Annotated in this window: 22 protein-coding genes; 9 read left to right on the top strand and 13 right to left on the bottom strand. The window is 72.5% G+C overall.

The annotated features are described in order from the left end of the window. Nucleotides 1-20: 20 nt before the first annotated feature. From O2W53_RS21365 to O2W53_RS21355, 3 genes are all read right to left on the bottom strand, one after another. Nucleotides 21-938, bottom strand: coding sequence for a hypothetical protein (locus tag O2W53_RS21365; RefSeq protein WP_269165084.1), 918 nt, complete (start codon nucleotides 936-938; stop codon nucleotides 21-23). Nucleotides 939-1,104: 166 nt separating this feature from the next. Continuing rightward, the gene (gene msrA / locus O2W53_RS21360; RefSeq protein WP_269165083.1) at nucleotides 1,105-1,620 is read right to left on the bottom strand and encodes a peptide-methionine (S)-S-oxide reductase MsrA; all 516 of its coding nucleotides are present in this window, start codon (nucleotides 1,618-1,620) and stop codon (nucleotides 1,105-1,107) included. A gap of 113 nt (nucleotides 1,621-1,733) precedes the next feature. After that, entirely contained in the window at nucleotides 1,734-2,594 is an 861-nt protein-coding gene (locus O2W53_RS21355; RefSeq protein ID WP_269165082.1) for a MerR family transcriptional regulator, read from the bottom strand. A 78-nt stretch (nucleotides 2,595-2,672) separates the two neighbouring features. On the opposite strand from O2W53_RS21355, the gene O2W53_RS21350 reads away from it, so the two are divergent. The 4 genes from O2W53_RS21350 (at nucleotide 2,673) to O2W53_RS21335 (ending at nucleotide 6,123) form a co-directional block, all read left to right on the top strand. Beyond that, nucleotides 2,673-3,026: a nuclear transport factor 2 family protein gene (locus tag O2W53_RS21350; RefSeq protein ID WP_269165081.1), complete on the top strand. Its 354-nt coding sequence runs from the start codon at nucleotides 2,673-2,675 to the stop codon at nucleotides 3,024-3,026. An 82-nt stretch (nucleotides 3,027-3,108) separates the two neighbouring features. Next, nucleotides 3,109-3,855, top strand: a complete 747-nt coding sequence (locus tag O2W53_RS21345) for an alpha/beta fold hydrolase (protein ID WP_269165080.1) — start codon at nucleotides 3,109-3,111, stop codon at nucleotides 3,853-3,855. A gap of 279 nt (nucleotides 3,856-4,134) precedes the next feature. Beyond that, complete coding sequence (locus tag O2W53_RS21340) at nucleotides 4,135-4,920, top strand: SDR family oxidoreductase (RefSeq protein ID WP_269165079.1); 786 nt, start codon at nucleotides 4,135-4,137, stop codon at nucleotides 4,918-4,920. A 258-nt stretch (nucleotides 4,921-5,178) separates the two neighbouring features. Then, a complete protein-coding gene (locus O2W53_RS21335) occupies nucleotides 5,179-6,123 on the top strand; it encodes a hypothetical protein (protein WP_269165078.1) in 945 nt (314 codons plus the stop codon). 625 nt (nucleotides 6,124-6,748) lie between these two features. On the opposite strand, the gene O2W53_RS21330 is transcribed toward O2W53_RS21335, so the two are convergent. Continuing rightward, entirely contained in the window at nucleotides 6,749-7,240 is a 492-nt protein-coding gene (locus O2W53_RS21330; RefSeq protein WP_269165077.1) for a MarR family winged helix-turn-helix transcriptional regulator, read from the bottom strand. Between the two features lie 107 nt (nucleotides 7,241-7,347). Between O2W53_RS21330 and O2W53_RS21325 the strand changes: the two genes are divergently transcribed. Beyond that, the gene (locus O2W53_RS21325) at nucleotides 7,348-8,139 is read left to right on the top strand and encodes an SDR family NAD(P)-dependent oxidoreductase (protein WP_269165076.1); all 792 of its coding nucleotides are present in this window, start codon (nucleotides 7,348-7,350) and stop codon (nucleotides 8,137-8,139) included. 327 nt (nucleotides 8,140-8,466) lie between these two features. Here O2W53_RS21325 and O2W53_RS21320 read toward each other — a convergent pair whose 3' ends face one another. Next, complete coding sequence (locus O2W53_RS21320) at nucleotides 8,467-9,324, bottom strand: helix-turn-helix domain-containing protein (RefSeq protein ID WP_269165075.1); 858 nt, start codon at nucleotides 9,322-9,324, stop codon at nucleotides 8,467-8,469. Nucleotides 9,325-9,462: 138 nt separating this feature from the next. Between O2W53_RS21320 and O2W53_RS21315 the strand changes: the two genes are divergently transcribed. After that, on the top strand, nucleotides 9,463-10,146 hold the full coding sequence (locus tag O2W53_RS21315; RefSeq protein ID WP_269165074.1) for an SDR family NAD(P)-dependent oxidoreductase: 684 nt from the start codon (nucleotides 9,463-9,465) through the stop codon (nucleotides 10,144-10,146). Between the two features lie 103 nt (nucleotides 10,147-10,249). Continuing rightward, nucleotides 10,250-10,942, top strand: a complete 693-nt coding sequence (locus O2W53_RS21310) for an NADPH-dependent F420 reductase (protein WP_269165073.1) — start codon at nucleotides 10,250-10,252, stop codon at nucleotides 10,940-10,942. Here the strand turns inward: O2W53_RS21310 and O2W53_RS21305 are convergent. Both O2W53_RS21305 and O2W53_RS21300 read right to left on the bottom strand, forming a co-directional pair. Beyond that, nucleotides 10,873-11,538, bottom strand: coding sequence for a class I SAM-dependent methyltransferase (locus O2W53_RS21305; RefSeq protein ID WP_269165072.1), 666 nt, complete (start codon nucleotides 11,536-11,538; stop codon nucleotides 10,873-10,875). The two genes, O2W53_RS21310 and O2W53_RS21305, sit on opposite strands and share 70 nt — an antisense overlap. Before the next feature lie 101 nt (nucleotides 11,539-11,639). Then, nucleotides 11,640-12,542 carry an SDR family NAD(P)-dependent oxidoreductase gene (locus O2W53_RS21300; protein ID WP_269165071.1) on the bottom strand — a complete coding sequence of 301 codons (903 nt, stop codon included), beginning with the start codon at nucleotides 12,540-12,542 and terminating at the stop codon, nucleotides 11,640-11,642. A 103-nt stretch (nucleotides 12,543-12,645) separates the two neighbouring features. Here O2W53_RS21300 and O2W53_RS21295 point away from each other — a divergent pair, with 103 nt between their 5' ends. Then, nucleotides 12,646-13,311, top strand: coding sequence for a TetR family transcriptional regulator (locus tag O2W53_RS21295; RefSeq protein ID WP_269165070.1), 666 nt, complete (start codon nucleotides 12,646-12,648; stop codon nucleotides 13,309-13,311). A gap of 39 nt (nucleotides 13,312-13,350) precedes the next feature. On the opposite strand, the gene O2W53_RS21290 is transcribed toward O2W53_RS21295, so the two are convergent. Then, entirely contained in the window at nucleotides 13,351-13,986 is a 636-nt protein-coding gene (locus O2W53_RS21290; protein ID WP_269165069.1) for a TetR/AcrR family transcriptional regulator, read from the bottom strand. A 107-nt stretch (nucleotides 13,987-14,093) separates the two neighbouring features. On the opposite strand from O2W53_RS21290, the gene O2W53_RS21285 reads away from it, so the two are divergent. Then, nucleotides 14,094-14,660 carry a dihydrofolate reductase family protein gene (locus tag O2W53_RS21285; RefSeq protein WP_269165068.1) on the top strand — a complete coding sequence of 189 codons (567 nt, stop codon included), beginning with the start codon at nucleotides 14,094-14,096 and terminating at the stop codon, nucleotides 14,658-14,660. An 87-nt stretch (nucleotides 14,661-14,747) separates the two neighbouring features. Here the strand turns inward: O2W53_RS21285 and O2W53_RS21280 are convergent, their stop codons facing one another. The 5 genes from O2W53_RS21280 to O2W53_RS21260 form a co-directional block, all read right to left on the bottom strand. Then, on the bottom strand, nucleotides 14,748-16,076 hold the full coding sequence (locus O2W53_RS21280; RefSeq protein ID WP_269165067.1) for an FAD-binding oxidoreductase: 1,329 nt from the start codon (nucleotides 16,074-16,076) through the stop codon (nucleotides 14,748-14,750). Then, complete coding sequence (locus O2W53_RS21275; RefSeq protein ID WP_269165066.1) at nucleotides 16,066-17,139, bottom strand: alkene reductase; 1,074 nt, start codon at nucleotides 17,137-17,139, stop codon at nucleotides 16,066-16,068. Before O2W53_RS21275 ends, O2W53_RS21280 begins: the two co-directional genes overlap by 11 nt. 116 nt (nucleotides 17,140-17,255) lie before the next feature. Continuing rightward, the gene (locus O2W53_RS21270) at nucleotides 17,256-17,798 is read right to left on the bottom strand and encodes an SRPBCC family protein (RefSeq protein ID WP_269165065.1); all 543 of its coding nucleotides are present in this window, start codon (nucleotides 17,796-17,798) and stop codon (nucleotides 17,256-17,258) included. Between the two features lie 107 nt (nucleotides 17,799-17,905). Next, nucleotides 17,906-18,856 carry an alpha/beta hydrolase gene (locus O2W53_RS21265; protein ID WP_269165064.1) on the bottom strand — a complete coding sequence of 317 codons (951 nt, stop codon included), beginning with the start codon at nucleotides 18,854-18,856 and terminating at the stop codon, nucleotides 17,906-17,908. Nucleotides 18,857-18,902: 46 nt separating this feature from the next. Then, the gene (locus tag O2W53_RS21260; RefSeq protein WP_269165063.1) at nucleotides 18,903-19,847 is read right to left on the bottom strand and encodes an NADP-dependent oxidoreductase; all 945 of its coding nucleotides are present in this window, start codon (nucleotides 19,845-19,847) and stop codon (nucleotides 18,903-18,905) included. Nucleotides 19,848-19,866: the final 19 nt, after the last annotated feature.

Here is a 19,866-nt window from a genome sequence, read left to right as displayed (position 1 = left end):
CACGTGACGGGCTGAGCAGCTCACGTGACGGGCAGCGCCGCCAGCCGGGCGGCCAGTTCTGCGTTGCGACGCAGGAAGGGCGCCCAGCCGTCGGGTGCCCGGGTGCCGGGCACCGCCTGGGAGCAGGTCTCCTGCTCCCAGGCGCGCAGCCGGCCGTCACGGATCCGCAGCCGCACCAGGACGTCGTCCCCCCAGGCGGTGACCACCTGGTCGCCTTCCTCGCCGGGCGCGGTGACCCGCTGCGGCGCGACCACCCACGCGACCGCCTCGATCTCCTGCTGGAGCCGGGCGGCGGCCTCGAACGCGTGCAGCCCGGCCGCGGCGTCGCGCCGGGCGGTCAGGGCCGCCAGCGCAGCGGCGACCGCCGTCGGCTCGCGGTCCAGCACCGACGCCACGGCGCCCGCCAGCTGCGCGACGGGGAGGGCCTGCCCGCCGCGGACCCGGGCCAGCTCCCGCTCGCCGGCGGTGCGGGTCGGGCCGGCGTGACCGAGCGGGTACAGCCGTTCGAGCCCGGACACGGCCAACCGCACCTTGCCGGCCCCCAGGTACGGCCCGAAGAAGCGGACACCCGGTGCCGGTCGCTGCGTCGCAGCGAGGCCGAGGCGCGGCGCCTCCGGCGAGGGGTCCAGGCAGATGCTGACCGGCACCTCCAGTCCGCCGACGATCCGGTTCCACGGTGGCAGCGACCGCTCGAGCAGGTTGCGTTCGGCCCAGGCCGCCTCGTGCGCGGAGTCGCAGACCAGCGCCTCGATCCGGGCGACCCGGGGCACCATCCGCCGTAGGTGGCGGCGGTCGCGCAGGTCACCCCAGTAGGAGCTGACCCGGCGGCGCAGCTCGCCGGCCCGCCCGACGTACAGCACGCGGCCGCTGCCGTCCCGGAAGCGGTACACGCCCGGCGCGACCGGCAGCGCGGCGACTGCGTCCGGGCGGGTGGGCATGCCCCATCGTGCGCACGGCGGCGGCACCCGTGGTGGCGCCGCGCCCCACGACTCCCGGTTGTCCCACCGGTCACGTCCGGGTCCGGCGCGGGGGTGGTGGAGACGCATCGAGGGGGACACCCCGGAAAGGACGTCCCCCTCGCCGTCGTCGCACCGGGCCCTCAGGTCATCGGGTGGCCTGCGCCTCGCGACGTGGGAGCACCCAGTCGGGGCGCACGTAGTGGCACGTGTAGCCGAAGGGGATCCTCTGCAGGTAGTCCTGGTGCTCCGCCTCGGCCTCCCAGAACGCGCCGGCCGGCTCGACCTCGGTGACGACCTTGCCCGGCCAGATGCCCGAGACGTCGACGTCGGCGATCGTGTCCAGGGCAACGCTCTTCTGCTCGTCGCTGGTGTAGTAGATCGCCGAGCGGTAGCTCCGGCCCACGTCGTTGCCCTGCCGGTCCTTCGTCGACGGGTCGTGGATCTGGAAGAAGAACTCCAGCAGCTCCCGGAACGAGATCACCTCGGGGTCGAAGACGATCTCGACCGCCTCGGCGTGATCGCCGTGGTTCCGGTACGTGGCGTTGGGGGTGTCGCCGCCGGAGTACCCGACCCGGCTGGAGAGCACCCCTGGGCGCTGGCGCAGCAGGTCCTGCGCGCCCCAGAAGCAGCCGCCGGCGAGGATCGTCGTCTCGGTGGTCACGGTGTGCCTTCTTCCCTCGGACGTCATCGACACCGGGTGAACACCACCACGGGTCCCGGTGTTTCCTCAGGCGCGGCGCCGCACCCGGTGGACGAGCGACCCCCTGATCGTCGTCAGCCGCCGGGAGAGGACGGCGACGTGCGTGCTCGTCGCTCGACGGCTCCGGGACCACGGGGAACCGGCGGTGCCATCCGGAAGACCGGCCAGCCGACCTCGGTGCGCCAGGCGCCCGGGTCGGGGGTGTCGCGTGGCCCGACGAGGTAGGTCTCCCGCACCGGGCCGGCCACGGCCAGCGCGTTGCTCACCACCCAGGTGCCGAGCTCGCCGTAGGTGACGTCGATGTCGTCGTGCTCGCCGGCGTGGGTGGTGACGGCGAGCTCGACGGCCGGCAGGGTGACCGGGTGCACCCGGCCGCTGCGCGGCGGCGCGGCCGTCGGCCGGTACACGAGGAGGTGCCCGCGGCCGTCCTCGAACAGCGCGTTGTCGTAGAGCCCGCCCGGAGCACCGGTCGGCTCGCGGACCACGGCGTCCAGCTCGGCCATGGCGCCGGCGTACCAGCCGAGCACCTCCTCGTGCGCCACGTCGTCCTCGACCGCGGCCACCGTCGTCGCAGGGACCGCGCGGAGCTCGACGTCCAACGGGGCCGGATCCGGCCGCAGCAGCCGGCGCAGCGACGCCACCGCGGCGCGGGTCCGATCGAGCTCCGCCTCGAGCCGCTGCAGGTGGTCGGCCACGAGGGTGGCCCGGGTGCTCGGGTCGGGGGAGCGCAGGATGCGCTGCACGTCGGGAAGCGGGACGTCGAGCTCCCGCAGCCGGTGGATGACCTGGGCGATCGGGATCTGGTCCGCGCTGTAGTAGCGGTACCCGGTCGTGGCGTCCACCGCAGCGGGCTCGAGCAGGCCCGCGTCGTGGTAGCGGCGCAGGGTGCGCACGCTGAGGTGGGTCAGCCGGGAGAACTCGCCGATCGCAAGCACGGGTGCACTCTGCCCCCTCTCCCCGGGGGAGAGTCCAGCGCTTGACCCTCCCGCATCGGGAGACCGCACCGTGGGGCCATGACCACACCGAACGACATCCGGCCCGACCAGCTCCCGGAGACGGTCCGCGGCTACCTCGCCGCGCACGACGCCGGCGACGCGGACACCGCGCTGCGCGCCTTCACGCCGACCGCCGTGGTCGTCGACGACGGCCTCACCTACCGCGGGACCGCGGAGATCCGGCGCTTCCTGGCCAAGGCCGGGGCCGAGTTCACGTACACCAGCACCCTCGTCGCCGCAGAGCGATCCGACGACGCGCACTGGATCGCCACCAAGCACCTGGTGGGCGACTTCCCCGGTGGCGTCGTCGACCTGCGCTACCGCTTCGCGATGGACGGCGACTCCATCGCGGAGCTCGTCATCGCACCGTGACGACCGGCTCCGGAGAAGTCACTCCACCTGGTGAACACCCAGACGGGCGAAGGGATCGCCCGCTGACAGAGAGGGAGAACCGATGACCAGCAACACGCTCGGGACCCGCACCGGGGCCACGCCCACCGTGGTCCTCGTCCACGGGGCCTTCGCTGACTCGTCGAGCTGGAACGGCGTGATCGCCCGACTCCGGGACGACGGCCATCCGGTGATCGCGGTGGCCAACCCGCTCCGCTCACTGCAGGGCGACGCCGACCACCTGCGCGACGTCCTCGACAGCGTGGACGGGCCGATCGTCCTCGCCGGCCACTCCTACGGCGGCAGCGTCATGAGCGAGGCTGCCGACGGGCACCTGCGGGTGAAGGCGCTGGTGTTCGTCGCCAGCTTCCTGCTGGACGAGGGGGAGAGCACCGGTGAGCTGGCCGGGAAGTTCCCGGGCAACGAGCTCGGGACGGCGCTGCGCCCGGTGCCCGTCCGCGGCCAGCAGGGGCAGACCGTCGAGGACCTCTACATCGAGCAGGAGAAGTTCCAGCCGGTCTTCGCCGCGGACGTGTCGGCGGACGTGGCCGACCTGATGGCCGTCACCCAGCGGCCCATCCTCGCCGAAGCCCTGGCGGACAAGGCGACGAAGGCGGCCTGGAAGACCATTCCGTCCTGGACTCTCGTGACGCTCCAAGACCTCGCCGTCCCGGCCGAGGCCCAGCGGTTCATGGCCGAGCGCGCCTCGTCGCACGCCGTCGAGGTGGACGCCTCGCACGCCGTGACCGTCTCCCGGCCCGACACCGTCGCCCGGCTGATCGATGAGGCCGCCCGCGCGACGACCGAGTGATCCGAGGCGCTCGGCGGGCCGCTCCGCCCTCCGCACAGCTCAGGGGGCGGAGCGGTTCGAAACCGATTCGGTCTTCGAGGACGCGCGGGCGGCCGTCGAGCAGGCCCGGAGAGAGGTCGAGAAGGCGTCATGGGGGGCGGGGGCCCGACGGTTGCTGCGGCAACGTCCCTCGGCCGGGCGCGGTGGACTCGCCGCCGCCCAGCCCCACGGATGGTCTGACGCTCGTCCGAGGACCCCTCGGTCGAGTGCACCACTGGCAACGACGACGAAGGAGCAGAGATGGGGAGTGTGGATCGCGGGCGCCTGGACGGGCGTCGAGCGCTCGTCACTGGCGGGTCGAAGGGATCAGGCAAGGCCGTGGCTGAACGGCTTCGCGAGCTCGGCGCCGATGTGCACGTCACGGCCCGGACGATGCCCGACGGGTACGAGTTCCCGGACCGCTTCATCGTGGCCGACACCGCGACCGTCGAGGGGGCGGCGCTCGTCGCGTCGCGGATCGAGGAGGCCGGTGGTGTCGACGTCCTCGTGCACGTCGTAGGAGGTGCCTCCACGCCGTCCGGGGGGTTCGTGGCGATCACGGATGAGCAGTGGACGACCGAGCTGGAGCTCAACTTCCTCGGCGCCGTGCGGCTGGATCGAGCGCTGCTGCCCTCGATGATCCGGTCCGGGCACGGTGTCGTGCTCCACTTCACGTCCATCCAGCGGCAGCTGCCGCAGTACGACGCGTCTCTGGCGTACGCGGCTGCGAAAGCCGCGTTGCGCACGTACAGCAAGGGCCTGGCGAACGAGCTCGCGCCGCACGGTGTGCGGGTCAACGCGATCAGTCCCGGTGGGATCGAGACCGAGGCCTACGAGAGGTTCGTGGACCGGATCGCGGAAGGGAACGGCCTGAGCCGGGAGGGGGCGAAGGAGAAGATCCTGGACTCCCTCGGCGGAGTGCCTCTCGGCCGTTTCGCGACAACGGAGGAGATCGCCGATCTCGTGGGCTTCCTGGTGTCCGACCAGGCGTCGGCGATCGTCGGTGCGGAGTACGTGATCGACGGCGGGACCGTCCCCACGGTCTAGACCGAGCAGCATCGGACGCAGAAGACGTGCTGCTGCGAGAGAGGAGTCGCCGTGGGTGCCATGGACGAACTGATCAGCCCAGTCGTCGTTGCACGGCTGCGGGCTGCGTTGGAAGCGGTCGCGCCCACCAGCGACTTCCCCGCTCTGGTGCAGGCGGAAGGTGCCGTACGGGACGTCCGCCTACGGGAGCGGGTGGACATCGTCCGCGATGCTCTCCGCAGCGACGTCCCGGCGGGCTTCGCCGCCGCCGAGCGAGTGGTGCTCGACGTCCTGGACGAGCCGCGTTTCGGCGGGTGGATGATCTGGCCCACCACGGAGTTCATCGCGTCGAGAGCACTCGAGACCGCGTCGACCCGGGACTTCGACGCCGCCATGGCGCTCTTGGCCCGGCTCACCGTCGGTCTGACGGGCGAGTTCGCCGTCCGCGAGCTCCTGAACGCGCGACCCGAGCGCGGCCTCCGCATCATGCAGACCTGGACGGAGCATGACAGCGAGCACGTGCGGCGACTCGCCACCGAGGGCTCTCGCGCCTACCTGCCCTGGGCGAAACGGGTGCCATGGCTGCTCGCCCGTCCTCGTGCGACACGAGCCATCCTGGACGCCACCTATCGCGATCCGGCCGAGTACGTGCGGCGCTCGGTCGCCAACCACCTCAACGACCTCAGTCGCGTCGATCCCTCCGTCGTCACGGAAGTAGCCGCCGCGTGGGCCGGCGAGCCGGACGCCAACACCTCCCGGGTGCTCCGGCACGGCCTGAGGACGCTGATCAAGCGGGCCGATCCCACCGCGCTGGCACTCGTGGGGTTTACCGGGAGCAGCCTGCGCGTGGCCCGACCGCGCGTCCCCGGTGGTGTCGTCCCCTGGGGAGGGGACCTCACGTTCACGGCCGTCGTCACCAACGACGGGGAGGAGGAGGCGACCGTGGCGATCGACTACTCCATCGGGTTCCGACGCGCCAACGGGTCCGTGAGCGCGAAGACCTTCAAGCTCGGGTCACGACGCATCCCCGCCGGCGGCAGCACCGCCGTCACGAAGACCCACTCCTTCCGCCCCATCACCACCCGGACCTACCACCCGGGGCCGCACCACGTCACCGTGCAGGCGAACGGGGTCCTCTCGCCACCCGGGGGGTTCGTCCTGGGAGGGGCGGACGGGGAGGAGAACGGGACACCCGATCGGCGGCAACAAGGGGCGACATCCTGAGCGACGTGGCGGCGCGGGTCCTGAGCACCGTGTCCTCGATCCCAGCGGGCACGTGATGACCTGTGGCGATCTCGCCGAGGCGGCTGGCATGGGCGCGCGCCGTCGGCCAGGTCCTGCGCAACGGCGGTCACGACGTGCTGTGGTGGCGGGTCGTGGATGCCACGGGGCGGCTGGCGCATCCACGAAGTGGGCAGGACCTGACGCCGCGGAGGCTCACGAGCGGGGCCGTTGACCTGACCGAGGACCCCGCCGTCGCGAGGTACCTGCGCTCACGCGTCCGTGGGTTCGATGCGCTGCGGGGCGCGAGTTGACTCCGAGAACCTCGGCGCGACGCTTGCGTCGACGTGGCAACGGTCGACAGGTCAGTTGGTCGACAGGACGTGGTGGGTGTCGGCGGAGTTCACGCCGGCACAGCACGCATGAGGTCGACCCTGGGGCGCCGTTCCTGAACCGTTGGGCACCGGTGCCGAGCTGTCCGATGGGCAGTGGGCGGTGATCGAGCCGTTGATGCCGTAGGTGACCGGCCGGTCGGGGCCGTACCGGGACCATCGGCAGCTGGGCGGAGGCAGCGTTCGCTCCCAGCCGTCGGCAGCCGTCGTCGCTCTCCTCGCAGGAGAGCTGTGCGTCATCCGCTCGGTGGTCGCCAGGCTCGTCCGGCGCCGGCTGCAGAGAGGATGCGCCGGGTGATGTCCTGGAGTTGGCGTTGCTGCGTTCTCGTCAGGGGCTCCAGGACCAGCCGCCTGACGGTCGCGATGTGTCCCGGCGCGGCTTCCTCGACCTTGTCCCGCCCGAGGTCGGTGAGGGTCGCCAGGGTGTAGCGCCCGTCCCGAGGGTCGACGGCGCGTTGGACCCATTGCCGTCGCTCCAACCGTGTCACTGCGCGGGAGAGCCGGGTCAACGTGCTGTTCGCGTAGCCCGCCAGGACGCTCATCCGCAGCGTGCGGTCCGGCGCGTGCAGGAGGGCGAACAAGACGCCGAACTCGAAGTGCGTGACGTCGGCGTCCCGCTGGAGCTGGGCGTCCAGCAGTGCTGGCAGCCACTCGAGGACGGTCGCAAAGCCGGACCACGTGAGCAGCTCATCGTCCTCGAACCCGGGCGGGTCGGGCGCCTCACCCATGTCGAAGGTCATCCAGGCAGCGCATGCGCGCAGCTTAGGTCAGTTGACGAGGCAAGTGAAGGTGGCCTAGTTTCGCTTGCCCAGGCAAGTGAACTCGGAGGTCGGACATGGATCTACAGCTTGTGGGCAAGAGCGCGTTCATCAGCGGATCGACGCAGGGGATCGGCTACGCCACCGCTCGGGCCCTCGCTGCCGAGGGGGTTTCGGTCGTCCTACACGGACGTGGGTCCGAACGGGTCGAGGAGGCAGTCGCGCGCCTGCGCGCGGAGGAGCACGGCGTCGAGGTGTCCGGCGTCGCAGGCGACTTCGCGGACGACACGCAGGTCCGGGAGGTGCTGGATGCGCTGGGTGCCGTCGACATCCTGGTCAACAACGTCGGCCTCTTCGAGGTGAAGCCCTTCGCGGCGGTCACGGACGAGGACTGGCAGTTGTTCTACGACGTCAACGTCATGAGTGCCGTCCGCCTGTCCCGGCAGCTCCTGCCCGGCATGCTCGCCCGGGGCTGGGGTCGCGTCGTCTTCATCAGCAGCGAGTCCGGCGTCAACGTCCCGGCTGACATGATCCACTACGGGGTCACGAAAGCGGCTCTGCTCGCGCTCAGCAACGGCCTCGCCAAGTTGACCCGCGGCAGCCAGGTCACGGTGAACGCCATCGTCGGAGGCCCGACCTACTCCGACGGCGTCGCGACAGCGGTCCGATCCATCGCCGAGGCCCAGGGCCTCCCCGAGGCGGACATGAAGGCCGTCATCGCGCAGGGGAACGCCACCTCACTCGTCCAGCGGTTCCTCGACCCTGCCGAGCTGGCATCGCTCGCGACCTACCTCGCCAGCCCGCTCTCCGCAGCCACGAACGGCAGCGCCCTGCGTGCTGACGGCGGCACGCTCGTACAAGTCCTCTGAGTCCTGTTGACGACCGAACGAGCAGGCATCGATGGAGTTCGGACCAGAGCAGGGCCAGGTCACGCAGTTGAGCGGTGGGATCAGCGTTCTGCCACCGGGACGATCGATGAGCTGGGACCCCGGGACTCCGTTCAGCTAGGACGAGAACGGTGCTGCGCTCCTGACACGAGGGTGACCCTCACGTGTCGGGGATGCCTCGGAGGCTGGAGTCGCTCGTCCACACGTTGTCGTTGGCCGAGATGCGGCACCACGAGGCGGCAGCGCCCGGCACCTTGCACCGGTTCGAGACCCTCCGTGGTGTCGTCGGGTTCCTGGTCGGCGTCGTGGTCAGCTGTGCCGTGCGACGTCGTGCTCGGTGTCCGACGTGGGCTGAGCGGCGGAGGCCAGGAGCGACAGCTTCTCCGCGGCCTCGGAACCGGCGTCCGGGTGGTACACGACCAGCATCAGGTGGTCGGTGCCGTTGACGGCCAGGCGCTCCCGGTTGAGGGTCATCTCCCCGACCTGGGGGTGGTCGAGCCGGATCGGCGTCCCCCACTGTCGGCGTACCTCGTGCCGGGCCCACAGCTGCCGGAACCGCGGGCTCGCCAGGGTCAGCTCACCGGTGAGCTCGATGAATCGTGGGTCGTCGACGTCGGTGCCGACGGCCTGCCGGAGGTTCGCGATGAAGCACTCCGTGACCTGCTCCCACTCGGGGTGCAGCGCCTGCTGGGCGGGGTCCAGGAACAGGTCCCGCAGTTGGTTGCCCCCGATGGCGAGACCGGGGGAGAGCGCGACGGCCAGGCGGTTCGAGGCGAGGACGTCGAAGTAGCGGTCCTCGATGAAGGCCGGTTGCACCAGGGAGTCCAGGAGCTTGAGCACTCCTGCCGGTGGGGTCTCCTTGCGCGGCCGGCGCTGCCGTTGCCGGGGGACCTCCGCGACCAGCGTCAGCAGGTGGGCGAAGTGGTCGTCGTCGAGCTGCAGGACTCGCGCGATGGACTCCAGCACCTGCAGGGACGGGTGCCGGTCACGGCCGCGCTCCAGCCGTAGGTAGTAGTCGGCGCTGATGCCGGCGAGCAGGGCGACCTCCTCCCGCCGCAGGCCCGGCGTCCGCCGGACCCCGCCGTCGGGGATGCCCGCCTGCTGGGGCGTCACCAGTTCGCGCCGGGCCCGCAGGAAGGACCCGAGCGGGTTCGCCGACTCGTCCACGCCCGCGACCTTAGGCCGCTGGCAGCGATCAGCGGGGGCTCTGTCAGACCCCAGGCTGTAGAGGGCTCTGGGTGACTCCCGTTCCGGCCCATAACGTCCCCGACGGCCCCTTCGGGCGGAGCACGTCGAGAGGACACCATGACCGTCACCCTGATCACCGGCGCCAACAAGGGCATCGGGTTCGAGACCGCCAGACAGCTCACGGAGCTGGGGCACACCGTCTACATCGGCGCGCGGGACGTCGAGCGCGGCGAGAAGGCCGCCGCTGAGATCGGTGCGCGGTCCGTCCAGCTCGACGTCACCGACGACGCTTCGGTGGCCGGCGCACTGGCGGCGATCGACGCGGCCGAGGGCCGCCTCGACGTCCTGGTCCACAACGCGGGCGTCCTGGAGACCGGGCTCGACGGCCCGGCGGCGCTGCGTTCCTTCGACACGAACGCGGTGGGGATCGTGCGCGTCACGGAGGCGGCACTGCCGCTGCTGCGCAGGTCGTCGACCCCGAACGTCGTCGTCATCTCCAGCAGCGCAGGGTCGTTCTGGGCGGTCACCAACCCCGAGCGGCCGGAGTCCGGTATGCCGCTCGCGCTGTACTCGGCGTCCAAGGCGGCGGCGACCATGCTGACGGTGCAGTACGCCAAGGCGCACCCGGGCATCAGGTTCAACGCCCTCGAGCCGGGCACCACCGCGACCGACATGACCGCGGCGTTCGGCATCGGGCGACCGGTCGAGGAGAGCGCCCGAGTCGTCGTGCGGCTGGCCACCCTCGGACCGGACGGCCCGACGGGGACCCTCCAGGACGAGGCAGGGGAACTGCCCTGGTGAGCAGCCGCGAAGGCCCCCTCAGCGACGCCTGAGGCGGAACAGCGCCTCGCGCGGTGGCGACGCTGAGGCGCGCGCCTCTCCCACCGTGCAAGGAGCTCCGACCATGACGACCATCGGCATCCTCGGCGCCGGCCAGGCAGGGAGCACCCTCGCCCGAGCGTCGATCGCAGCGGGCTACGACATCGTGATCGCGAACTCGCGAGGACCCGAGTCGCTCGCTGGTCTGATCAGCGAGCTGGGTCCACGGGCGCGCGCTGCGCACGCAGCAGAGGCCGCGGCGGCGGCCGACTTCGCGGTCACCGCGTTCCCGTACACACCCACCGCCCGGCTGCCGGTCGAGGAGCTCGGGGGGAAGGTCGTGATCGACAACAACAACTACATGGTCTGGCGCGACGGGCACATCCCGGAGGTCGATCTCGGCCGCACGACGATCCACGAGCTGCGTCAGGAGCAGCTGCCCGCGTCGAAGGTCGTGAAGGCCTTCTCGCACGTCCAGTTCCACGCACGTCACCCGATCCGCGTCCCGGGCGACAGGCTGCCCGCCCTGGTGCGGCTGGCCAGGCCGGCCGGCGCACCCGACCGGACGGCGCTGGTCGTCTCGAGCGACTTCCCGGACGCCGTCGAGCTCGTCACCCGCCTGTACGACGACCTCGGGTTCGACGCAGTCGACAACAGCCCACTCAGCGAGTCATGGCGCAGCGCGCCGGGGACGCCGATGTGGCGCCATCACGTCGACGGACAGAGTCGCGAGGAGCTCATCCGCAACCTGGGGCGCGCCGACCGGGTCATCAGCTGATCGCCGACCGTCCCTCGTCCCGCTCGCACGGGCCGGCGCGCGTAGTACACGAGAGCCGGAGGGAGATTGCGCCACACGGTCCGGCCGATGAGCACCTCGTCGAACCGCGCCTCCAGTGCCCGGCGGAACCGTCGGGCGGCGGGGGTCCACCGGCTGTGGACGTACGCGAACGTGGTGAACACGCCATCGGACGACAGACCGGTGACCACCGTGTCGAGGAGGTGCTCCTGCTGTTGCGGCCCGAATGCGGCCCACGGCAGGCCGCTGACGACGACGTCGGCGTGCGCGATGCCGCGGTCGGTGAGCACCGTGCCGAGCTCGGCGGCGTCTGCCTGGACCACCGCGACGGCTGGGTGCCGGGTGGACAGGGCCCTGGCCAGCCGTGCGTTGACCTCGATCGCGAGCTGTCGGCCCCGACCGGCGAGCCGCTGCTCGATGGCTGTCGTCATCGCCCCGGTGCCCGGACCCAGCTCGACGATGACCACGTCTGTTCCGGCGTGCACCGGTGCGATGGCGGCGCGGGTCAGCTCCCTCCCGCTGGCTGCGACAGCTCCGATCGTCATCGGCGCACGGATGAACTCGCTCAAGATCGACACGTCGGGACACCTCGTCGCGGGGGCGCTGTGAGGTCGGGCGTGTTCGTCATCGCCCGTCGACCCCGTCGCTGCTGGACGGGGGATCGGAGGGGAACTGGGGCTCATACCGGGAACTCCACGCCTGTGAGGTCCTCGGAGACGGCCCACAGCCGCTGCTGGACCGCGAGGTCGTACGACTCCGGGCTGGACGTGACGACCCGGGGGTGCCCGCGGACCTCGCCGCGGCCGCTGGGGCCGTAGTACTGCCCGCCCAGGACGGCGGCGTCGGTCGCGGCCCGGAGCGTCGGCAGGGCGCCCATCGCGGCCGGCTGGGTGATGAGGTGAGCCAGCCGGTCCATCGGTGCGCGGACCACGGCGGGGGAGTTGCGCACGAGCTCGGTGTTCGACACCCCCGGGTGCGCGGCCGCCGCGACGGTGGTCGTGCCGTGCACGGCGAGCCGGCGCTGCAGCTCGTAGGTGAACATGAGGTTGGCGAGCTTGGACTGCCCGTAGGCGCCGGCCCGGGAGTACGCGCGCTCCCACTGCAGGTCGTCGAAGTGGATCGCCGCGCGGATGCGGTGGCCGTTGCTGCTGACCGTCACCACGCGTGAACCGGGGACGGGCAGCAGCAGGTCGAGCAGCAGGCCGGTGAGGGCGAAATGGCCCAGGTGGTTGGTGCCGAACTGCCGCTCGAAACCGTCCTGCGTCGTCTGCTTCGGGGTGTACATCACCCCGGCGTTGTTGACGAGCAGGTCGATCCGCGGGTGTGCGGCGCGCAGCTCGGCCGCGGCGGCGCGGACCGAGTCCAGCGACGTCAGGTCGAGCGGCTGCACGGTGACGTCGCCGGTCATGCGGGCTGCGGCCTGTGCGCCCTTGTCGACGTCCCGCACGGCGAGCACCACCGCGGCGCCGCGTTCGGCGAGGACCTTGGCGGTCTCGAAGCCCAGCCCGGTGTTGGCGCCGGTGACGACCGCCACCCGGCCGTGCTGGTCGGGAACGTGCTGTGCCGTCCATGTGGTGCTCATGCGTCCTCCTGAAGAGACCGGCGGTCTGCTGTCTCTCCGGACGTTAAGAGACCACCGGTCTGCTGTCAAGAGACCGGTGGTCTGCAAATGTTATGGTCGGGTCATGACCTTCCATCGAGCCCGCAGTGAGGAGCAGCGCGAGATCCGGCGTCGGGCGATCCTGGGCACGGCGGCGGCCATGCTCGACGAGATGCCGGTGGCCGACCTCAGCCTCAACGAGCTGAGTCGCCGCGTCGGCCTGGCGAAGTCGAACGTGCTGCGCTACTTCGACTCCCGCGAGGGCGTGCTCCTCGAGCTGATGAACTCCGTCCTGGAGGACTGGCTCACCGGACTGGCCGACGACCTCGCGACGGGGGTCGACACGGGCCTGCTGCTGGTGCCGCGGGCCGAGCAGCTGTCCGCGGTGTTCGCCCGGTCCCTGGCTGGCAACCGGGTGCTCTGCGACCTGCTGGGGGCGCAGGGCGGCGTCCTGGAGCGGAACGTCACCGCCGAGGTGGTGACGCGTCACAAGCACGCGGCCCTGGTGCGGCTCACGGCCATGGCCGACCTCATGCGCCGGTACGTGCCGGAACTCGGCGCCGCGGCCGAGACGTTCTGCTTCCAGACCCTGGTCCTGGCCGGCGCCCTGGCGCCCTACAGCTCGCCGCCGCCCGGCGTGCGCGCCGCCTACGCGGCCGAACCGGCGCTCGCCGTCCTGCACCTCGAACTGCAGGACTCCCTCACGCTGGCGACCCGGACCATGCTGTTGGGGGCCGCGCCGCGCGGCTGACGTGGCAGGCCGGTCGGCGCGAGCGCGCTGCACGCGTGATCAGTGGCGCGATCCCGGGACGCCGAGGCGCGCGACCATCGTCCGCACGGCCTCCTCGATCGCGCGGCTGACCCCGTCCTCGTCGATCGACCAGGTGGCGTGGACCAGCCGGGGCCAGAAGACCGCGCTCGCGATCATGCCGAGGAACTGCGTGGCGGCGGTGTCGGGGGAGTCCACCGTGACCAGTCCCGCCGCCTGCTCGGCCCGGAGGTAGCGGCCGAGGCCGACGAGGGCCGGGAGCGTGCCGAAGTCGAAGGTCCGCTCGCTCAGCTCGGGGAAGCGTGGCGCCTCGGCGATCAGGAGCCGGAGCAGGTCGGCGGTCCGGGGCTGCACCAGCACCTCGGCGTACGCCCGGCCCAGCGCCAGGAGACCGGCGTGCAGGTCGCCCGTCGGGGGGACGGGGACGCTCCCTCCTGGGGTCTGGCCCACGGCCAGCACGGTCGCCTCGAACAGCAGGGCCTTGGTCGGGAACTGCTTGAACAGGGTCGCCTTCGAGACCCCCGCGCGCTCGGCCACCCGGGCGAGCGACGTCCGGTCGTAACCGCTCTCCAGGAACAGGGCCTCGGCGGCTGCGAGGACGGCCGCACGGTTCTCCTCGGCCACGCGCTGGTGGTACTCGGGCAGCTCGCGGGTCATGGCGTCAGTCTGACACAAGAGGTGAGCCAGTTGACTCACCTCTCGTGCACCCCTACCGTCATAGAGGTGAGTCGACCGACTCACATCGGCGCGAAGGAGTGGTCCCGATGCACGACACGTCTCCCCAGACAGCTGCAGGCAAGGTGCTGTGGCACTTCTCCATGTCGCTCGACGGGTACGTCGCCGGTCCGGGTCACCGGATGGACTGGATGCCCGAGGCGACCAACCGGCCGGGCCTGATCGAGGAGTACGTCCAGACGACCGGAGCGGTCCTCGGCGGACGCGACGGCTGGGACGCCTTCCCGGACGCGGGCGCCGTGTACGGCGGTGACTGGAGCGGGCCGGTCTTTGTGCTGACCCACCACCCCGAGGACGCCGAACCCGCCGACGGGGTGACCTTCCTCAGCTGCGACGTCGCCGAGGCGGTGCAGATCGCCCGGCAGGCTGCAGGCGGCAAGAACGTCGAGGTGCTGTCCCCGACCATCGGCCGGCAGCTGCTGGAGCGCGGCCTGCTCGACGAGATGGACCTGCACGTCCTGCCCGTGCTCCTCGGCGACGGGGTGCGGCTCTACGACGACCCGGGCGGGACCCCGGTGCCGCTCGAGTTCTGCAACGGCGACCCGGTCGAGGAGGTCAACCTCCGCTATCGACCGCTCGGCCGGGTCGGCGGCTGACCCGGCGTCGCCGCGGCGGAACGGGCCGCCGCGGCAGCGCGGGACCGTGCCCAGGCCTGAGGAGCGGCCGTCGCCCGGGCGCGCGGATCACCCGAGCAGGCGGGACCGCCGGATGCGGGCGCCCGGGTCGACGGTGTCGGCGATCGCCGCGGCTCGCGCGCGGACGTCGGCCGGCAGTGCATCCGGCACGCTCGCCGCCCCCTCCACCCACGAGCCCGGTGTCGAGCCGGCATCAGCGGTCGACCACACGGCTCGCGCCCGGGCGAAGCCGGCCTCGATCCGGTCCCGGGGGAACAGGGTGAGCGGCGCGACGGCGTGGTAGACGAAGTCGCCCGGCGGGGCGACGACGGCCCCCGGACGGCGGGCCGGTGCCCCGGCCACGTGGCGGATCTCCATCATCACGATCGCGGCGTCGTCCGCTGCCGCGGTCGCGAGCAGCGCTCCGGCGATGTCCGGGGTCGACGCGTCGAGCCACCGCGCGTCCCCGATCGCCGGGGTCGCCACCGGCGGGTCGAGGTGGATCCGGGACAGGCCCGCCGCGTCGGTCGGGCCCCAGCTGTCGGAGACGGGCTCCGCAGCTGCGCGCATCGCGTCGAGCAGCGGGGCCGCCGCGCCCGCCCCATCAGGATCGGCGATCGCGAGGTGGACGGCGACCTCCCCGTGCAGCTCCTCCGGGAACGGGGGCATCGGAGGCACGTGGAGCACCCCGATGCTCGAGGAGACGCTGCTCCCCAGTGTCCCGATGGTGCGCGCCCAGGCGTCGATGAGCTCCGGGAGCGCGTCGGCGTGCCACAGCAGCGCCCCGGCATGGAGGTCCGGCGCGGGGGCGAGGTCGAACTCCAGCGTGTGCGCGATCCCGACCCCGCCGGCCCCGCGGAAGGCCCACATCGCCGCGCGGTCCACCTCGTCGGGGGCGTCGTCCGCGGCGGTGCGCGAGCGGCCGCTGCCGTCGACGTAGTGGACGGCGCGGAGCGCTCCGCTGGCCAGTCCGTCTCGACGGACCAGCCACCCGATGCCGCCGCCGAAGGTGTACCCGGACACCGAGACGCTGGGGGCCGAGCCGGCGAGCCCGAGCAGTCCGTGCTGCTCGGCGGCGGCGTTCACGGCCGCCCAGGTCGTGCCGGCCCCGACCACGGCGACGCGGGAGGTCGGGTCGATGGACACGTCGGTGAGCCCCGACGTGTCGAGCAGCACCGCTCCGTCGTTCACCGGCGCGCCCGCGCCGTGGCCGGTCGCCTGCGGCACCACCTCGAGCGGCGTGCCCGACGACCGCGCGAGCGCGGCCACCTCGTCCAGCGCGGGCGCGATGTCCTCGGGGCGGGCGACGACCGCGACCCGGGTGGGTCGCTGCTCGCGGGAGGAGTTGTGCGGTCGGGTCGCCGCGGCGTAGCGGTCGGAGGTCGCGTCAACGAGCACGGCTGGTGACCTCCTCGAGCGTGGGGTAGTCGGTGTACCCGCGGTGGTCCCCGCCGTAGAAGGTGGTGGGGTCGGCGTCGTTGAGCGGCGCGCCGGCTCGGACGCGGGCCGGGAGGTCGGGGTTCGCCAGCGCCAGGGCACCGACCGTGATGACGTCGGCGAGGCCGGCGTCGAGGTCGGCCACGCGGGTGTCGATGTCGGTGCCCGCCCGGTTGAGCAGGAGCGCCGTCGGCCAGGCCCGGCGCAGGTCCCGCAGCAGGTCCTCGTCGCCGAAGTGCAGCAGGTGCAGGTAGGCGAGGTCCATCGGCGCCAGGGCGCTCAGCAGGGCCGAGTACAGGGTGTGCGGGTCGGCCTCGACGATGTCGTTGTAGGGGTTGCTCGGCGAGATGCGCAGGCCGGTGCGGTCGGCGCCGATCTCGTCGGCCACCGCTGAGACGACGTCGACGGCGAACCGGATGCGGTTGGCGATCGAGCCGCCATGGGCGTCGGTGCGCTGGTTGGCGTTGTCGGAGAGGAACTGGTGGACGAGGTAGCCGTTGGCGCCGTGGACCTCCACGGCGTCGAAGCCGGCCGCGACGGCCGCCGATGCCGCGTGCCGGAACTCCTCGACCACACCGGCGACCTCGTCGGCGCCCAGGGCCCGCGGGGTGGGCATCTCCTGCGGACCCGAGGCCGTGAACATGACGCCCGTGGGGCGGACGGCCGACGGGGCGACCGGCTGGCGGCCGTGCGGGGTGTTGTCCGGGTGCGCGACGCGGCCGGTGTGCATGAGCTGGGCGACGATGCGCCCACCCTCGGCGTGCACCGCGTCGGTGACCTCGCGCCAGCCGGCGACGTGGGCGACGGTGTGGATGCCGGGGGTCAGCAGGTAGCCCTGCCCGTCCGCGGAGGGCTGGGTGCCCTCGGTGACGATCAGCGCCATCGACGCGCGCTGGCGGTAGTACTCGACGTTGAGCTCGGTGGGGACGCCGTCCGGCCGGGACCGGTCGCGGGTCATCGGGGCCATGGCGAGGCGGTGCGGCAGCTGCATGCGGCCGACGGTGATGGGGTCCCAGAGGGTCATCTGACTGCTCGATTCTCGGAGTGCGTGCCGGAGCACGGGGGAGGGGGAGGCGGACGCGGAGGGCGTCCGCTTGGTGGGCTGCGGTGCCCGGACGGGGGCTGGCTGGCTCGGCGACGTCACGGGAGCAGGGCCGGGGCCTCCGCGTCCGGGCGGGCACGCTCGTCGCGGTGGATCCGCTCGGCGGCGCGTGCGGACCCGACCACACCGGCGGTCATGTAGTTGCGCCAGAGCGGGCCGACGACCCGCCGCATGACGAGGGATCGGCCGGGGAGCGGCTTGAACTCATAGGTCCACCGGATGAGGGTGCCGGGCCCGTCCGGGGCGAAGGTCCACTCGCCGCGGACCCCCGCGACGAGGCGACGCAGGACGTTGGTGAACCCGGTGACCTCGTAGGCGAAGGACGAGGGCTCGTCGTACTCCGTCAGCATCTCCCGTGCGGTGGTCCCGTCGGTGAACTGCGGGTTCCGGGACGGTCCGGCGTGGTCCCACGCCGCCGTCTGGTCCTCGACCCCGCGGATGCCGGGGAAGGGGCCCCAGCCGGTGAAGACCAGGGACAGGTCGATCGGGACGATGAGGCGGAACGCATCTGCGGGCGAGAGCGTGGTGCGGGTCTGCACGGTGACCGGGACGGTGCGGTCGGCGGCGGTGATGAGCGGCATGGTGACGTGCTCCCTCTGCGTGGTGGGCGGGGTTCGTGGGCGTGCGGGCCGGGTCGAGGTGCCGGCCGGGTCCGTGCGTGGTCGACGGGAGTGGCGTGTGGTCCGGGTCAGATCGACCGGAGCACCCGGACCCGGTCGGCGATGGCCCGCCGGGCGACGTCGGACTCGAAGGCGATGGCGTCGAACTCGTGCGGGGCGCCGGGGTGCAGGTGGAACTCGACCTGCACCCCGGCCCGGCTGAGCGTGGTCGCGTAGGCGGTGTCCTCGTCGCGGAAGAGGTCGAGCTGTCCGACCTCGATGTAGGCCGGCGGCAGACCCGACGCGTCCTCGAGCCGGGCCGGCGCCGCGGTGGCCGGCACGTCGGGTCCGCCGGCAGCCGCCCCGAGCAGGGCCGGCCACGCGGTGAGGTTGTCCTCGTAGGACCAGAGCAGGTACGGCCCGATGTGCGGGTCGGGCGTGGTGGTGCGGTCGTCGAGCATTGGCATGACCAGGATCTGGCGGGCGATCTGCGGGCCACCGCGCTCGCGGGTCAGGATCGACAGCGCCGCTGCCAGGCCGCCGCCGGCGCTGTCGCCCATCACGCCGATGCGGTCGGGGTCGACGCCGAGGTCGGCGGCGTGCTCGTGGAGCCACCGCAGCGCGGCGTAGGCGTCCTCGAGCGGCGTGGGGTGGGGGTGCTCGGGTGCGCGGCGGTACTCGACGGACAGCATCGGCACGCCGCTGGCGGACACGTAGCGGGAGACCGGCCCGTCGAAGTGGTCGATGCGGCCGAAGAGGTATCCGCCGCCGTGGAAGAACAACACGGCCGAGCCCGGGGTCACCCCGTCCTTCGCGTACCAGCGCATCGTGATCTGCGCGCCGTCCTCCGCGGTCGCGACGTGGTCGCTGGTCGTCACGTCGGCGGGGATCGGCTGGGCGGTGCCCGCGGCAGCGAGTATCGGCTCCCACATGGCGCGCCGCCCGTCGACGTCGCCCACCGCCGGCGGCGTGGCCTCCGCCATCGCTGTGGCCATGGGGGCCAGTGCGGCGGCGATCTCGAGATCGAGGTGCAAGGACATGGCTGTCTCCTTCGTGAGCTCTGTGGGTGGGGGAGTGGTGGGGTGGTCAGGCGCCGGCCGGGAGGACGACGACCTTGCCGGGGAGCCGGCCGCAGGCGGCCCGGGCGTGGAGGGCGGGCAGGTCGGCCAGCGCGACCTGCTGGGCGACGTCGATGACCAGCTCACCGGTGCACACCCGAGCGACCAGGTCGGCGAGCTGGTCGGAGTCGCTGCGGACGACCAGGTCGATGCCGCGCACGCCGCGCCCCTGGTCGGAGGGAGCAGGCAGCCGGCCGGTGGTGGTGACGAGTGCACCGCCTGCGCGGATCAGCGGGACCAGCGCGGCCAACTGCTCCTCGGTGACCGGCACGAGGTGGAGCACGAGGTCGACCGGCTCGCGCACCGCCGCCGTCAGATCGGTGAGCGTGTGGTCGATGACCTCGTTGGCGCCCGCCGCCTCGACGCGCCGAGCGCTACGCGGGCCGGCCGTGGCGACCACCTGGGCACCGGCCTCCTTGGCCAGCTGCACGGCGTACCCGCCGACCGCGCCGCCGGCCCCGATGATCAGGACCCGCTGCCCGGCGGTCAGGTCGCCGTGGTCGAACAGGGCCTGCCATGCGGTCAGGCCGACCAGCGGCAAGGCCGCCAGGTCGGCCAACGGAAGCCTCCTGGGCGCCCCCGTCAGGAGCTCCGCCGGCGCGATCACGTGTTCTGCTGCCGCCCCGGCCGCCGTCATCGGCAGGAGTCCGACGACCCGGTCGCCGACCGCGACGACGTCCACGCCGGGACCGAGGGCGTCGACCGTGCCGGCGACGTCGATCCCGGGGGTGTGCGGCAGCCGAACCGGTACCTGCGCCCGCATCTGACCCGCGCGGATGGTGGTGTCCACGCCGTTGAACGAGGTGGCGGTGACGCGGATCCGCACCTGGCCTGCGCCGGGGACGGGCTGCTCGACGTCCTCGTGGCGCAGGACCTCGGGGCCGCCGAACTCGTGGAAACGGACCGCCTTCACCACTGGACCTGCTTCCGCT

Source organism: Modestobacter sp. VKM Ac-2978 (assembly GCF_026968025.1).
Lineage (GTDB): Bacteria > Actinomycetota > Actinomycetes > Mycobacteriales > Geodermatophilaceae > Modestobacter.
The sequence above is the reverse complement of the archived record's forward strand: the minus strand, read 5'-3'. Positions and strand labels throughout refer to the sequence as shown.